Source organism: Bacteroides sp. AM23-12 (genome assembly GCF_003434395.1).
Lineage (GTDB): Bacteria > Bacteroidota > Bacteroidia > Bacteroidales > Bacteroidaceae > Bacteroides > Bacteroides thetaiotaomicron.
Window position 1 is genome coordinate 1 of record NZ_QTLF01000023.1, and the last position, 17293, is coordinate 17293.

Below are 17293 nucleotides of genomic sequence, written 5' to 3' on the forward strand. Positions count from 1 at the left end.
AGTTCTGCAAAGACTTTGCAAATTTCGTACATCGGTATGCAAACTCAAGAAGTAGCGATTAAGCCTAATTTAAAGGTAGTACTTAGGTCGGATGCTCAACAGATCGATGAAGTTGTTGTTACAGCAATGGGTATTAAAAGATCTGAAAAAGCATTAGGTTATGCTGCGACTTCAGTGGGTGGAGAAAAAATTGCGGAAAGCCGTACATCTGATGTGATGTCAAGCTTGGCAGGTAAAATTGCAGGTGTACAGATTTCCAGCACTTCATCTGACCCCGGAGCCTCTAATTCGGTCATTATCCGTGGAGTTAGCTCACTCTCCGGTACCAACCAACCACTATATGTCGTGGATGGAGTACCTTTGAATAACTCTACCGTATACTCTACAGATGGCTTGAATAGCGGATATGATTTTGGAAACGGTGCCAACGCTATCAATCCGGATGATGTGGCAAACATGACTATTTTGAAAGGTGCTGCGGCCACTGCTTTGTATGGTAGCCGTGCTGCCAACGGTGTAGTCATGATTACTACCAAAAGCGGCCGGAAAGAAAAAGGAGTTGGAATCGAGTATAACGGTGGAGTTCAGTGGTCAACTGTTCTGCGTCTGCCGGAATTTCAAAATGAATTTGGTATGGGATGGAACGGCAACCATACAGAATTGGAGAACGGTTCCTGGGGACCTCGTTTCGATGGTTCCATGCAGTTGTGGGGTAATGTGTACAACAACTCTCAGAAACTGAAACCTTATGTGGCAATGCCTGATAACATCAAAGACTTTTTTGATGCGGGATTCAGATATAGCAACAGCCTTTCATTCAATGGAGCTACAGATAAAAGTGATTATTATGTATCATTCTCTCAGATCAGCGATGATGGTATGATCCCGACAGATGCTGACAGCTACGATAAATATACTTTTTCTGCACGCGGCAGCCATAAGGCAGGAGCGTTGACATTCTCTTCTTCACTGAATTACGCTTATCAAAAGAATAACTTTGCTACTACGGGACAAGGTTTGTCTATGCTAAACTCTTTATATCAGACACCAAGAGATATCAGCATAATAGGACTGGAAGACCAGAATGATCCGTTCAACACTCCGGGATATTATTATACCCCCTACGGAGTTATGAACCCTTATTATATTTTGAATAACTATTTGAATGAATATGAATCTGAAAGATTCTACGGAAAATTTCAATTGGATTATGAATTCCTGAAATACTTCAAGTTTACGTACCGTATGGGCTTGGATACTACAACAGGACAAAGTGACAAAGGAAAACCGAATCTGTACGCTCTTTATTATGAAGGTACTCCTAATGGAGAAGGTCAGGGCTCCAGCAGTCCTTTCTCTGGTGAAACCGGACAATATTCCGAGCAGATAACCCGTCGTCGCGAGATAAACCAGGATATTATGGTTAATTTCAATATGCCGGTTAACGATTTTAATATCAATGCACTGGTCGGTTTCAATGGCAATGAACGTAAAGTCTCTTATCAATATTCAGAAGTTAATGATTTAACGATTCCTACATGGTTTAATCTGAAGAACTCCGGCAAAACTCCTATAGTAGAACAGCACATGGAACTCAGACGTCTGATGGGTGTTTTCGGACAGTTTGAAGGTTCATGGAAGAATATGCTCTATTTAACGGTTACTGCCCGTAATGACTGGTCTTCTACTCTTCCGAAAGAAAATCGCAGTTTCTTCTATCCTGGTATTACCGGTAGTTTTATTTTCAGCGAATTATTGAATGACAATCTGCAAGATGTGATAACTTTTGGTAAGATACGCGCCAGCTGGGGTAAAACAGGTAACGATGCTGATGTGTATATGGTTAATCCTGTGTATGCCCAATCTTCCAATAGAATACCTTTCGGTTCTCTGACTTTCCCTCTAGGAGGTGTCAACGCTTACTCTGCAGGAAATGTACTCGGAAGTAATACATTAAGTCCGGAAATGACCACAGAATCTGAAGTCGGTTTAAATATGGCTTTCTTCAAAAACCGCCTCTCTTTTGACGTATCTTATTATAATAGGAATACCGATAAGCAGATTTTCTCTTTGGCTATGGACCCTGCTTCAGGCTATACAGCACAGAATATGAACCTGGGTAAGATTCGTAACCGTGGTATAGAACTCCTGATCAGCGGCACTCCGATAAGAACAAAAGATTTCAGTTGGGAACTGACATGGAACTTCACAAAGAACTGGAGTAAGGTGATCAGTTTACCGGAAGAATTGGGTGGCATTACAACGATTTATGGTCTCAATGGAGGTACCAGTATGTACGCTATAACAGGCATGCCTGTTGGTGTTTTCAAGGCTCAGGTAGCCGAACGTGATCCGCAAGGACGTATTGTAGTAAATTCATCAACAGGTCTTCCGGTTGAAGCCAGCGAATTCGGAATCTGCGGAGATATGAATAACAAATATCAAATGGGTGTTTCTACTAACTTGAAATATAAAGGTATAAGCTTAGGCATTGATTTTGATATCCGTCAGGGCGGAGTGATGTATTCACGTACTAAAGATATAAACTATTTTACCGGTAACGCGATACAGACTGCCTACAATGACCGTAATCCTTTGATTGTTCCTAACTCAGTAAATAAAATAGTGAATGGAGAAAACGTTACTTATGTAGAAAATACAACTCCTATTACAAGCTCTAACATTTATAAATACTGGGGCGACGGTGGCTCTGATATGGGAAGCTGCTTCCTGGTAGACAAATCATACGTCAAGCTTCGTTCTGTTGTATTAGGTTGGGACCTGCCCAAAAGATGGTTGGCAAAAACTCCTTTCCAGGCAGTAAAAGTGTCTGCATATGGCAATAACTTATTTGTCTGGACTCCATCCAGCAATACATTTATTGATCCCGAAATGACTTCATTTGGTAACGACCTTGAAGGTAACTATGGAGAATACACGGCTAATCCCAGCTCACGTCGTTTCGGTTTCAACTTAATGGTTAAATTTTAAACAGGAATAAAAATGAAAAAAATATTATTATATGCATCATTAGCAACAACAGCATTGTTTGCAGGTTGCGACCTGAACATCAATGACGACCCGAACTACCCGATGAATGATCAGGTGACGGCGGATTTGATATTCCCCTCTATCAGTGCTTCCATTGCTTCGGCGGTAGGCGGAGAAATTTATAATTACGCTGGCTTTTTCGCTCAGTACTATGAACAGAAACCGGAGTCGAATCAGTATAACACTCTATGTGAATATACATTTACCGAATCTTCCCAACAAATGGATTATTCTTATAGAATCCTGTTTGCAGGAGCTTTGGAAGATGCAAAGCAGGTGCTGGAAAAGACCACAAACCCTGCCGACCGATTCGCCACTACCATACTGAGAGCATATGCCTTTCAGATAATGGTAGATAATACCAGTGACTCACCTTATTCGGAAGCTCTGCAAGGTAATGCCAATGCCACACCTAAGTGGGATACGGGTGAAACAGTATATAAAGGTATATTAGGTGAGATAGATGCGGCAGAAGCTGCTTTGGATGGAAGTGGTATGGATGTGCCGGATTTGATATTCAACAAAAATATCGCTCAATGGAAAGGTTTTGCCAATGCTCTTCGCCTCCGTATGTATCTGCGTTTCATTGATGCCAACATAGATGCGGCTTCGTATACAGAGAAAGTGAAGACCTTAGTACAAAACAACGAATTCTTTACCGGTGACGTGAAATTGGATTGTTTCTTGGATGAAACAGACAAACGGAATCCATGGTATAATACGAATGCGGTCGGCTTGACCGGTAATCATTGTGCTGCCTATCCGTTAGTATCTTATTTAAGCAGCACGGGAGACCCTCGAATCGCTTATGGTATTAGTAAAACAGATGCGGATGGAAAGTATGTCGGTCAACTTCCCGGAGGAAAAACACATATGCAAAGCATTCTGGGTACTGACAACTGGAAAAACAAAAACGTAAGTGCGATTGATTACTCTATCGGAGCCACAAAACCTGTCTATTTCTTTACTCAGGCTGAATTACAATTCCTGATAGCTGAGGTATATGCTCGTTTTCACAATGATGATGCGAATGCAAAGAGTGCTTATGAAGCAGGTGTAACTGCAGACTTTGCCGTTCGTGGATTTGCAGGTCAAGAGAATACCATTTTGGAAGGAGCGTGTGCATGGTCTGCTGCTTCTACACAGGCAGACAAGTTAAACTTGATTTATATGCAGAAATGGGTATCTCTTTTCTATATGAATCATATGGAAGCATGGAGTGAGATTCGTCGTACGGATTGTCCGAAACTGTCTTCTTATTCAGCAGCACAGATACAGGCTAATGAGTCAGTATACACTCCGGGAGAGTTAGTTGCCCCATGGACTAATGGTCTGGAAGCGGGTGGACTGATGAAACGTATGACTTATCCATTAAGCGCACGTCAGCAAAATGTGAATACTCCTGCAGGGGTACCGGGAAGTACTCCGGTTTGGTGGGATATCAAATAGTAACCAATAACTTAGTAAGTTTTACGTATGAAAAATATAATATACAGCATATTAGTATGTTTGCCGTTTGTCTTTGGAGCTTGCGACAAATCAACAGATGACACTTCTAAAGTCACCTATTTTGTTACGTTGGAAAGAGAGGGTGATGAAAAGATCGTTTTAGAAAAAGGGCAACCCTTTGTGGAGCCGGGATATTATGCGGAAATGAACGGAGAAGATATTACTGAATCTGTTCAGATAAAAGGTAGTGTTGATGTCAACACTCCGGGAATCTACAATTTAGTATATGCGGCATACAACGAGGACGGTTTTGCCAAAACATTTACACGAACAGTATATGTGGCAGATAATACTGCTTCTCCTTTGAAATCCGGAATTTATACCGTAGCCGAAGGAAGCAAACGTACCGCCCCTTCTGTGGTAGCTTTCAGTGGATATGAGATTGTGATTTTCCAGATGGAACCGGGGATTTTTTATATCAGCGATTTCTTAGGAGGCTGGTATGACCAGCGTGCTGGCTATGGACCGGACTATGCAATGGTTGGCAAATTCGAATTGAATGATGATAATACCATTACTCCTCTGGAAAGTTATGTTGCAGGTTGGGGAGATTCCATGGATCAAATGACTAATACATTATTGGACCCTGCGACTGGGACTCTGAAATGGACTGTTGCTTATGCCGGTCAGCTATCTTTTGACATTATAGTAAAACAATAAAAATACGATTATGAAGAAATATATGATATTACTTTTAGCTTCACTGGCTTTTACATTCGTGGCATGCGACAACGATACAGAACCAGGTGGTACTGCTGTTGAAAAAATGGCAGGAGACTGGTGGGTGACAGTGAATGCATTTATTGACGGGAAAGAAGTAGAAGATCCTTTCGGAGCAGGACATCTGCAAATGAGTACTTACAATACAGCCAGCAACAGTGAAACTGAAATGTGGTTGGATGATTTAGGAAACTTCTGGGAATATAAACTGAAAGTAAACGTGAATTATGCAGCGAGGACTTTCTCGACAACAGGCTTTGTGGATAATGTAACATATGAATCCAAAGTGAAAATAACTGATGGCAAGGTACTGGAAAAAGCTGCCACAACTCCTAGTGGTATGCCTGCTGACAGTATCGTATATATGGTACAATTCGACGACGATGAAGATGGATTAACTTATAAAGTTTCAGGCTTCCGTCGAACAGGTTTCCCTGCTGACGATTTTTAACAGAAGAGTTTAAATATAGAGAGGGCTGTTCCAATGATCGGAGCAGCCTTTTTTTGCAATCTAACCTCAACTAAGACAGATCAATATATAAGCAGTCTCCAATATTTACAATATTTCCTTGCCTTTAAAAGAAAAATGAATGGGACAATGTTTTTAATTAGCAACATCCATTACCTGATTAATTGTATACAAATAAAAGCGCCTCTTATAGCATGATACTATTTTTTGTTTATAATAGCTCCTTGTTTTATAGATATAATATTGATTATAAGATAAATAGTTTTCATTTCGGTAGAGAAGTGGTATTACATAAAAGAGAGTAAAACATTAGCTGAATTAGGGTAATTAACTGTCAAATAGATATATAAGCTATTTCTGCTTGATAAAATATCGACTGGTGTTACTGATTTATCCCCTATATACCTAACTGATTATCAGTTATATATAAATCCATTAGTTCTGCAAAGACTTTGCAGATTTCGTATATTGGTATGCAAACACAAGAAGTCGTAATCAAACCTACTTTGAAAGTTTTGTTAAAGTCTGATTCTCAGAATCTTGAAGAGGTAGTGGTAACAGCTATGGGTATTAAGCGATCTGAAAAATCTTTAGGTTATGCAGTATCCAGTGTAAAAGGAGATGAGATAACTAAAGCGCGTGAAAGTAATGTGCTTAATTCATTGTCCGGTAAGATTGCAGGTTTGCAAATTGCACAGTCGTCTGGAACGGTAGGTGGTAGTTCAAGTATACAGATTCGTGGTGCTTCCTCTATTGGCACAGTTTCTTCCCCTTTATTTATTATTGACGGACTTCCTATTGACAATGGTTCTTACAATCCTGACAGAACCAATGGTATAGTCGATGTAGGTAACCGTGCAGGAGATATCAACTCTGACGATATTGAATCTATTAACGTATTGAAGGGTGCAGCTGCAACTGCATTGTATGGAGCACGTGCAAAAGACGGTGCAATTGTTATTACTACTAAGAAAGGGAAGAAGAATTCACCGGTATTTGTTACGGTAAACTCTTCAACACGATTTGAGAATGTACTTAAATTGCCTGATTTCCAGAATGAGTATGCACAAGGTAGCTACGGAGTATATAATGTAAAAATGCTGAATGGATGGGGACCGAAGATTTCATCGGTACAAGATCAGCAATTTACAGATTATAAAGGAGATAAAGTGACCTTGAAAGCAAATCCTGATAATGTGAAGGATTTCTATGAAACCGGAATGAGCTATATTAATAATGTGTCAGTAGCCGGAGGTGGTGAAAAGGCTGATTTCCGTTTGAGCTTTACTTCTACTAATCAGACCGGTGTTGTGCCAGGTTCTGACTATAACAAATATGCATTCTCTGTGAATGCAGGTATGAACTTTACTAGCAACTTCACAGGACGCATCTCTGCCCAATATATACGTTCAGATTCTGAAGGTCGTCCGGCACAGGGGGCAAATGATAGCAACTTGCTGATTCCTTTAATCAATGGATTGCCAAGAACGATTGATATTCATGATATTAAGCAGAACTGGATTGATGAAAATGGCAAACAGGTTACGTTGGATCCGGAAGGCAAAAGTAATAATCCGTACTGGATTATTAATAAGAATAAATTTACCAATAATCTGGATCGTATGATCGGTAATATCACATTGACTTATAAGCCGATTGAAGGATTGACTATCACTAACAATGCCGGAACTGACTTCTATACAGAAGGAAGACGTAAACTTTACGCAAAGGGTACTGTAGGAGCCTTAAATGGTAAGTTTCAGACTTGGAATTTGTATAAAAGAATTATAAATAATGACTTAATGGTTTCCTATGAGAAGACTTTTGCCAATGATTATCATTTTAAGGCGATGGTAGGTCATAATCTCTATCAGGAAGAATGGAAGAATGAAAATGTACAAGCTCAGAACCTGGTAGTTGACGGATTGTATACATATACTAATGCGAAATCTACTACTCCGGTGAATTATTATGAAAAGAAACGTCTTGTCGGTTTATACGGAGATATTAGCTTGGGATACAAAGATATGCTTTTTATTAATGTAACAGGACGTAATGACTGGTCGTCTACTCTGCCTATTAATAACCGTTCTTATTTCTATCCATCTATCAGCGGTAGCTTTATTTTCACAGAATTGATGGAGAATAAAGACATCCTGAATTACGGTAAGATTCGTTTAAGTTATGCGAATGTGGGTAGTGACGAAGATCCGTACAATTTGGCATTTAAATATACTCCAGCTAGTACTTACTTTTTGCAATATCTGGGTAATGTCAATACTTTCCCACACATGGGACTGGTTGGTTTTACCGGGCCTCGTGTTCTGCCGAATGAAAACTTGAAACCTCAGAACCAAAGTTCATTCGAAGTCGGAGCTGATTTACGTTTTTTTGGTGGAAAGATTCGTTTGGATATGACTTATTATAGCAATATCACAAAGAATCAGATTGTAAGTATTGATGTCCCGTTATCAACAGGTTACTTTGCTAATAATATCAATGCCGGAAAGATTGCCAATAAGGGTGTCGAAGTAACTTTGGGCTTGACTCCTGTAGAAACACGTAACTTTAAATGGGACTTGGATGCAACGTTTGCTTCTAATAAGCAGACTGTAGAAGAGTTGGCTGAAGGACTTGATGAATATACATTGACTAGCGGATTGAGTGGTTTGCAGATTAAGGCTGCCAAAGGTGATTCGTTCGGTTTGTACGGTACTGCCTGGAAGCGTGATGATCAAGGTAATTATGTAATCAACTCTAAGACAGGTTTGAGAGAAACAGTCAATAACGTACGTTTGGGAGACGTTTATCCTGACTTTACAATGGGTATCAACAATACACTTACTTATAAAGGGCTGACTTTTAGTTTCTTGATTGATATCCGTCATGGAGGTTCCTTATATTCGGAAACAGTAGCTAATTTGAGAAGCAGTGGTTTGGCTGCAGAAACAGTGGCTCACCGTGAAGATGCCTCTTTTATTGAACCGGGTGTTATTCTTCAGGATGACGGAACTTACAGACCTAATGATGTTCCGGTGAAGAGTATGCAGGACTACTGGCAGCATGTGGCGAACTCCAGTAATAATGAAGGAAATATCTATAATGCATCATTTGTGAAACTTAGAGAAGTGCAATTGTCCTATAGTTTTCCGCGTAAATGGTTTAAGAGTTTCTTTGTTAAATCATTGGATTTAGGCTTCGAGGCACGTAACTTATGGATCATCAAAGATCATGTGCCGCATATTGATCCGGAAGCTAACTTCTTCGGTCCTTCTCAGATCGGAGGCGGTGTAGAGTTTAACAGTATCCCTTCTACCAGAAGTTTCGGATTTAATCTCAGACTAACATTGTAAGAATTAAACGAACATGATTATGAAAAAGAAAATATTAGCATATGCATTGAGCGCTTTGACATGTGGGTTATTTACTTCATGCAGCGACTGGCTTGATATCAACCATGACCCCAATACTGCCGAGAAAGTTGATCCCGGATATTTGTTTAACTATGTAGCCGTAAACTGGGCCGGAACACGTACCGGTGGTGACTTCTATATTCCGTTATCAATGAGTTCACAGTGTCAGGTTGATGGTGGACTTGATTATGGTGGCTGGGATGAATCGGTATATACCATTTCCCCTTATAGTACAGGAAATACGTGGAAACATTACTACTCTGTCGGTGGTAATAACTTGATGCTGGCTATTAAAAATGCGGAAGAAGCAGATCCGGTGAATCACAATGCTATTGCACAGTGTAAGATTCTGTTGGCTGAACATATGTATGAAGCGACGATGCTATGGGGGGATATCCCTTTCACTGAATCTTGGAACGGAACAATTAAGTATCCGAAATTTGATTCTCAGGAAAGTGTATTGAATGGGGTGTTGTCATTGCTTGATGAAGCACTGCAGATCATGGATTTGAATGATGCCAATGCGATTGATGAATACGATATCTATTATAAAGGTGATATGAATAAATGGATGACTTTGGCCAAATCTTTAAAGTTCAGAACACTGATGGTTATGGTGGACAAAGATCCTTCTAAAGCTACTGCCATTGGTACGTTGTTACAGGCTGGAGGCATGGTATCATCAGCATCAGATAATTTGGTGTTCCCTTATTCTGCAGAACCGGGTAACCAGAATCCTAAGTATGAACTTATAGAATTGGTTGGCGGTACACAGATATTGTTTTTTGCCAGCAACTATATGCTGAAGCCGATGCAGGAACGTAATGACCCCCGTATTCCTTGTTATTTTGAACCGGGTGCCGACGGTGTATATAGAGGCTTAGGTAACCGTGAACCTGCTGTTACTGATGACAAAGATAATATGTTATCATCTGTTGTGAGCAGTTATCTTTTCAGAAAAGATGCACCGGAGTTAATATACTCTTGCCAGGAGCAGTTGCTTCTGGAAGCGGAAGCTTATGCGCGCGGTTTGGGAGTTGCTCAGAATTTGTCGAAGGCTAATGAATTGTATAAGAAAGGCATTCGGGAAGCATGTGCATTTTATGGAGTAGCGGAAGCGGATATTGATACATATGTTACAGGTTTGCCGGAATTGACAGCGCTGACTCAGGAGAAAGCACTGTATGAGATTCATATGCAGCAGTGGATTGATTTAATGGATCGTCCGTTTGAGGAGTTTGTACAGTGGAGACGTTCTGGTACTGCTGGAAATGAAGTCCCGACCTTACAAGTGCCGGAAGATGCAACTTCAAAAGAACTGATCAGAAGATGGGAGTATAGCCCGGAAGAGATGACTGCTAATATCAATGCACCGAAAGAATCTCCGAAAATTTGGGAAAAGTTATGGTTTGATTTATAATTGAATTATTATAAATGGTTACGAAAAAGAGGACAATACAACATTGTCCTCTTTTTTTTTGTTATATTTGCGACCATATTTAGATTTATATAGTAGAAGTTAAAGAATGAAAGAATTTATAATATCCGAAGCCAAAGTAGAAACCGCAGTACTTGTCGGACTCATTACCCAGATGCAGGATGAGCGGAAAACGAACGAGTATCTGGATGAATTGGCTTTCCTTGCTGAGACGGCTGGGGCGGAGGTAGTGAAACGATTTACACAGAAATTGCCGACAGCCAATTCGGTTACTTATGTCGGAAAAGGAAAACTGGAAGAGATCAGACAATATATACGGACAGAAGAGGAAGAAGAACGTGAAGTGGGAATGGTCATCTTTGACGATGAACTTTCCGCGAAACAAATACGTAACATTGAAGCCGAACTGAAAGTAAAGATACTAGACCGTACTTCATTGATCCTCGATATATTTGCGATGCGTGCACAGACTGCCAATGCGAAAACGCAGGTAGAACTGGCTCAGTACAAATACATGTTACCACGTTTGCAACGACTCTGGACTCACCTGGAACGTCAGGGTGGTGGCTCCGGTAGCGGAAGCGGTAAAGGAGGTTCTGTGGGACTTCGCGGACCGGGTGAAACGCAGCTCGAAATGGACCGCCGTATCATCCTCAACCGTATGTCACTGTTGAAAGAACGTCTGGCGGAAATAGACAAACAGAAAGCCACACAGCGCAAGAACCGCGGACGCATGATCCGTGTTGCATTGGTCGGCTATACAAATGTTGGAAAATCGACCATCATGAACTTGCTGGCAAAGAGCGAAGTGTTTGCCGAAAACAAGCTGTTCGCTACGCTTGATACAACGGTACGCAAAGTGATCATCGATAACCTGCCGTTTCTTCTGTCGGACACAGTCGGATTTATCCGTAAGTTGCCCACTGACCTGGTAGACTCATTCAAATCGACTTTGGATGAGGTACGTGAAGCCGATTTACTGGTGCATGTAGTAGACATCTCTCACCCCGGATTCGAAGAACAGATCGAAGTGGTGAACAGGACACTTGCCGACATTGGCGGCGGTGGCAAACCCATGATACTTATATTCAATAAAATAGACGCCTACACCTACGTGGAGAAGGCGCCGGACGACCTTACCCCCCGAACAAAGGAAAACTTAACACTCGAAGAACTGATGAAGACGTGGATGGCAAAGATGGAGGACAACTGCCTCTTTATTTCCGCCCGCGAACGAATCAATATAGACGAACTGAAAGATGTAGTTTATCAGCGAGTGAAAGAATTGCATGTTCAAAAGTACCCCTATAACGATTTTCTTTATCAGACTTACGAAGAGGAAGAATAATAATCAATGTACCGCTTACTGATTGGGGGAGGCGGTACATATCTATTTTTATCTATATGAAAGACTATCGTAAATTGACTGAGGACGAAGTGCTTCAGTTGAAGAGCCAGTCGTGTCTGGCTGATGATTGGGGAAATGTTTTGGTTGCCGAGGGGTTTAACTGTGAGTATGTTCACCATACCCGCTTTTCGGGTGAAGTGAAATTAGGCGTATTTGATGCCGAATTTACACTGCCCGGAGGGATCAGAAAACATTCGGGACTCCGTCATGTAACTCTGCACAATGTGGTAGTAGGGGATAACTGCTGCATTGAAAACATTCAAAACTACATTGCTAATTATGAAATCGGAAATGATACCTTCATTGAAAATGTGGATATCATTTTGGTAGACGGGCTAAGCACCTTTGGTAATGGGGTGGAAGCGACAGTGCTCAATGAAACGGGCGGACGTGAAGTGCTGATCAATGATAAATTGTCGGCACACCAGGCATACATACTTGCATTGTATCGTCACCGTCCGGAACTGATTAATCGCATGAAGGCGATTGCCGATTATTATTCCAACAAGCATGCTTCTGCGGTAGGTAGTATAGGTGATCATGTGATGATTCTGAACACAGGGTCTATCAAGAATGTACGGATCGGTGATTATTGCCATATCTGCGGTACTTGCCGTTTGACAAACGGTAGCGTCAACAGTAATGTGACAGCGCCTGTACATATCGGACATGGAGTGATATGTGATGATTTCATAATCTCTTCCGGCTCCGAAGTAGATGACGGAACGATGCTGACCCGTTGTTTTGTCGGTCAGTCTTGCAAACTGGGACATAACTATTCAGCCTCCGATTCCTTGTTTTTCAGTAACTGCCAGGGAGAGAACGGGGAGGCATGCGCCATCTTTGCGGGACCTTTCACGGTGACTCACCACAAATCGACTTTATTGATTGCCGGTATGTTCTCGTTTATGAATGCGGGATCGGGATCGAATCAGAGCAACCATATGTATAAATTGGGACCTATCCATCAGGGAACCATGGAAAGAGGGGCCAAAACGACCTCCGACTCCTATATCTTATGGCCGGCACGTGTCGGAGCCTTTTCTCTGGTAATGGGACGTCACGTTAATCATGCCGATACCTCCAATCTTCCTTTCTCTTATCTGATCGAGCAACGGAACACGACTTATCTGGTTCCGGGAGTGAATCTGAGAAGTGTGGGTACCATTCGCGATGCTCAGAAGTGGCCGAAACGTGACAAGCGGAAAGACCCGAACCGATTGGATTATATCAATTATAATCTTCTGAGTCCATACACCATTCAGAAAATGTTCAAGGGACGTTCTATTCTGAAAGAGCTTAAGCGGGTATCCGGCGAAACATCTGAAATCTATTCCTATCAGAGCGCAAAGATCAAGAACTCCTCTTTAAATAATGGTATCCGTTTTTATGAGATCGCTATTCATAAGTTTTTGGGTAACTCCATCATAAAACGCCTGGAAGGCATTAATTTCCAGAGTAACGAAGAAATACGCCAGCGTCTGAAACCGGACACGGAAATCGGAACCGGCGAATGGGTGGATATGTCCGGACTGATCGCTCCTAAGAGTGAAATAGACCGTCTGCTCGATGGCATCGAAAATGGTTCTGTCAACCGGTTAAAGTCCATCAACGCCAGCTTTGCGGAAATGCATGAGAATTATTATACGTATGAATGGACCTGGGCTTACAACAAGATTCAGGAGTTTTACGGCTTGAATCCGGACGAAATAACGGCACAGGACATAATCCGTATCGTAAAAGCGTGGAAAGAGGCGGTAGTCGGTCTTGATAAAATGGTATATGATGATGCCCGCAAAGAGTTCTCGCTGTCTTCGATGACAGGATTCGGAGCCGATGGTTCTCACGATGAAATGAAGCAGGACTTCGAACAAGTACGTGGTGATTTTGAAAGTAACACGTTTGTGACGGCTGTCTTGAAGCATATTGAGGACAAAACTGCGCTTGGCAATGAATTGATCAAAAGAATCGGGTCCATTCAAGAGTAAAATCTAAAGTCGGCTTGTTGGTTAGTCGCCTCATTAACAGTAGTTATTGTGATCTAAAGTTCTCAGACCATTCTCATCTCGATGAGAAAAAATTCTCACCACAATGAGAAAATTTTCTCATCGCAGTGAGAAAAAATACTCATAGGCATGAGAAAAAGTTCTCACTGCAATGAGAATAAATTCTTGTTGCGGTGGGCATAGTTCCTTTCTGCGTTATTCATTCTTAATTCTTCATTCTTCCGTTATCATTCTTTATTTTTAATTACTACCTTTGCCTCACTAACTAACATTACGTAATAAAATAAGAAATTATGGCAACACCTCCGTTTAAGTATCAGCCCATGTTTGAAAAGGGAAAAGATACCACTGAGTATTATCTGCTTACAAAAGACTATGTATCGGTAAGCGAGTTTGAAGGAAATCCTATCCTGAAAATTGAGAAAGAAGGCTTGACTGCGATGGCAAATGCAGCTTTTCGTGATGTGTCATTCATGCTTCGCCGTTCGCACAATGAACAGGTTGCTAAGATTCTGAGTGATCCGGAAGCCAGCGAGAACGATAAGTACGTAGCACTGACTTTCCTGCGTAATGCGGAAGTGGCTGCCAAAGGTGTACTTCCATTCTGTCAGGATACCGGTACTGCTATTATCCACGGTGAAAAGGGACAGCAAGTGTGGACCGGCTATACCGACGAGGAAGCTCTGTCACTGGGTGTTTACAAAACATATACCGAAGAAAACCTGCGTTACTCTCAGAATGCGCCTCTGAATATGTATGATGAGGTAAATACAAAATGTAACCTGCCTGCACAGATTGACATCGAAGCTACCGAAGGCATGGAATACGAATTCCTCTGCGTAACGAAAGGTGGTGGTTCTGCCAACAAAACATATCTGTATCAGGAAACAAAAGCAATTTTGAACCCTGGTACACTGGTTCCGTTCCTGGTGGAAAAAATGAAGACTCTGGGAACTGCCGCTTGTCCTCCTTATCATATCGCTTTTGTGATCGGCGGTACTTCTGCTGAGAAGAACCTGCTGACAGTGAAACTGGCTTCTACTCACTTCTACGATAATCTGCCGACTACGGGAAATGAATTTGGCCGTGCTTTCCGTGATATCGAACTGGAAAAACAAGTACTGGAAGAAGCTCACAAGATCGGTCTGGGTGCACAATTTGGCGGTAAATATCTGGCACATGATGTTCGTATCATTCGTCTGCCTCGTCACGGTGCTTCTTGTCCGGTAGGTCTGGGCGTATCTTGTTCTGCCGACCGTAATATCAAATGTAAAATCAATAAAGATGGTATCTGGATTGAGAAACTGGATTCAAATCCAGGTAGTCTGATTCCGGCAGAATTGCGTCAGGCTGGTGAAGGTGATGTCGTGAAGATTGATCTGAACCGTCCGATGGCTGAGATTCTGAAAGAACTGACCAAATATCCTGTATCTACTCGTCTGTCACTGAACGGTACTATCATCGTTGGCCGTGACATCGCTCACGCTAAACTGAAAGAACGTCTGGATCGTGGAGAAGATTTGCCTCAGTATATCAAGGATCATCCTATTTACTATGCTGGTCCGGCCAAGACTCCGGCTGGCATGGCTTGCGGTTCAATGGGACCGACAACTGCCGGACGTATGGACTCGTATGTTGAGTTGTTCCAGAGCCACGGTGGTAGCATGGTTATGTTGGCGAAAGGTAACCGTAGCCAGCAGGTTACAGATGCTTGTCAGAAATATGGCGGCTTCTATCTGGGTTCTATCGGCGGACCGGCTGCAATCCTAGCTCAGAACAACATCAAGAGCATTGAATGTGTGGAATATCCGGAACTGGGTATGGAAGCTATCTGGAAAATAGTAGTAGAAGATTTCCCGGCATTTATTTTGGTAGATGACAAAGGAAATGACTTCTTCAAACAGATAAAACCACGTTGTGCCAAATAACAAATAACAAGTAATAAGTAATAAGTAACAAGTAATAAGTAATGGCAAGTTATTCTTGCGGTTGATTACATAAACATTCATTTGGGATACCTGTCAGTTTTCGTATGGGTATCCCTTTTTTTATAAACTTGCTTATCTAATAATTAAAACACCATGAAACCACTAGTGATGAATTTATCCAATCAAAAGAACCAGCATATTGTTTGGCTGGATGTCGTTCGTTTTATTGCGATGTTTACAGTTGTCTGCTGTCATTGCACCGATCCGTTTAATTTTTATCCCGGCACGGCTCCGAATATCGGAGAAATAAAACTTTGGGGGGCTATCTACGGATCTGTACTGCGTCCGTGCGTGCCTCTGTTTGTGATGATTACCGGTGCATTGCTTCTGCCTGTAAGAAGTGATGCTTCTACTTTTTACAAGAAACGTATTCCCCGCGTCTTTTATCCGTTCCTGATATGGTCGGTGCTCTATAATCTGTTCCCTTGGATTACAGGCCTGTTGGGGCTGAATCCTCAGATTATTCTTGATTTCTTCCCGTATGCGGGAGAGGAAGTGATGCAGCAATCATTCTCTGTATCTTTGGAATATATTTTGATGATTCCGTTCAACTTCTCCATTTTAGCCGTGCATATGTGGTATATTTATCTGCTTATCGGGTTGTATCTGTATTTGCCGGTTTTCTCAGCTTGGGTAGAGAAGGCTTCGGAACGTGCCAAACTGATGTTTCTGCTGGCTTGGGGGGTAACTTTGCTGCTTCCTTATTATTATCAGTTTGTTTCTAATTATTTATGGGGAACCTGTTCATGGAACTCTTTTGGAATGCTGTATGCTTTTGCCGGTTTCAATGGCTATCTGTTGTTGGGGCATTATCTGAAAAATCTGGAATGGAGCTTGAAGAAAACGTTGGCGATTGGCATTCCGATGTTTGCAGTCGGTTATGCGGTGACATTCTTAGGTTTCAGGCATATAACCGCATTGCCGGAATATACGGATGAGATGCTGGAACTCTTCTTTACCTATTGTTCTCTTAATGTTGTAATGATGACGATACCTGTGTTTATGTTGGCAAAGAAAGTAAAAGTGAACTCGGAAAGGATGAAAAAGGCATTGGCGAATCTCACTGTTTGCGGATTCGGTATTTATATGATACATTATTTCTTTACAGGGCCGTCGGTCGTGCTGATGAGAGCTATTAATATGCCGATTGGTTTGCAGATACCTGTAGCCGCTATTCTTGCTTTCGCTGTTTCATGGGGATTGGTATGGCTGATCTATCGTGCAGGAAAGGTTGCTAAATATATAGTAGGATAGTCATAGAAAATAGAAATAGATGAGAGGTTATCAAAAG

10 protein-coding genes are annotated in these 17293 nt (G+C 41.6%); all 10 read left to right on the forward strand.

Annotated features, from left to right (window positions below; genetic code table 11):
- The first annotated feature begins 15 nt into the window (after positions 1–15).
- The 10 genes from DW640_RS16830 to DW640_RS16875 all read left to right on the forward strand — a co-directional run bounded on the left by DW640_RS16830 (position 16) and on the right by DW640_RS16875 (position 17256).
- A complete protein-coding gene (locus DW640_RS16830; protein WP_072066160.1) occupies positions 16–2991 on the forward strand; it encodes a SusC/RagA family TonB-linked outer membrane protein in 2976 nt (991 codons plus the stop codon).
- A 12-nt stretch (positions 2992–3003) separates the two neighbouring features.
- The gene (locus tag DW640_RS16835) at positions 3004–4500 is read left to right on the forward strand and encodes a SusD/RagB family nutrient-binding outer membrane lipoprotein (protein WP_117578736.1); all 1497 of its coding nucleotides are present in this window, start codon (positions 3004–3006) and stop codon (positions 4498–4500) included.
- 27 nt (positions 4501–4527) lie between these two features.
- A complete protein-coding gene (locus DW640_RS16840) occupies positions 4528–5220 on the forward strand; it encodes a BT_2262 family domain-containing protein (RefSeq protein WP_011108196.1) in 693 nt (230 codons plus the stop codon).
- Between the two features lie 10 nt (positions 5221–5230).
- Positions 5231–5731: a lipid-binding protein gene (locus DW640_RS16845; protein ID WP_008759578.1), complete on the forward strand. Its 501-nt coding sequence runs from the start codon at positions 5231–5233 to the stop codon at positions 5729–5731.
- 440 nt (positions 5732–6171) lie between these two features.
- Positions 6172–9102 carry a SusC/RagA family TonB-linked outer membrane protein gene (locus DW640_RS16850; RefSeq protein ID WP_238618409.1) on the forward strand — a complete coding sequence of 977 codons (2931 nt, stop codon included), beginning with the start codon at positions 6172–6174 and terminating at the stop codon, positions 9100–9102.
- A gap of 19 nt (positions 9103–9121) precedes the next feature.
- Complete coding sequence (locus DW640_RS16855; RefSeq protein ID WP_008764022.1) at positions 9122–10582, forward strand: SusD/RagB family nutrient-binding outer membrane lipoprotein; 1461 nt, start codon at positions 9122–9124, stop codon at positions 10580–10582.
- Between the two features lie 106 nt (positions 10583–10688).
- Positions 10689–11948 (forward strand): GTPase HflX, encoded by a 1260-nt coding sequence (gene hflX, locus DW640_RS16860; RefSeq protein WP_062694536.1) that lies wholly within the window; start codon positions 10689–10691, stop codon positions 11946–11948.
- Positions 11949–12004: 56 nt separating this feature from the next.
- Positions 12005–13996 (forward strand): DUF4954 family protein, encoded by a 1992-nt coding sequence (locus DW640_RS16865; RefSeq protein WP_008759582.1) that lies wholly within the window; start codon positions 12005–12007, stop codon positions 13994–13996.
- Between the two features lie 311 nt (positions 13997–14307).
- Entirely contained in the window at positions 14308–15942 is a 1635-nt protein-coding gene (locus tag DW640_RS16870; RefSeq protein WP_074859049.1) for a fumarate hydratase, read from the forward strand.
- A gap of 153 nt (positions 15943–16095) precedes the next feature.
- On the forward strand, positions 16096–17256 hold the full coding sequence (locus DW640_RS16875; protein WP_074859052.1) for an acyltransferase: 1161 nt from the start codon (positions 16096–16098) through the stop codon (positions 17254–17256).
- The last annotated feature ends 37 nt before the right edge of the window (positions 17257–17293 follow it).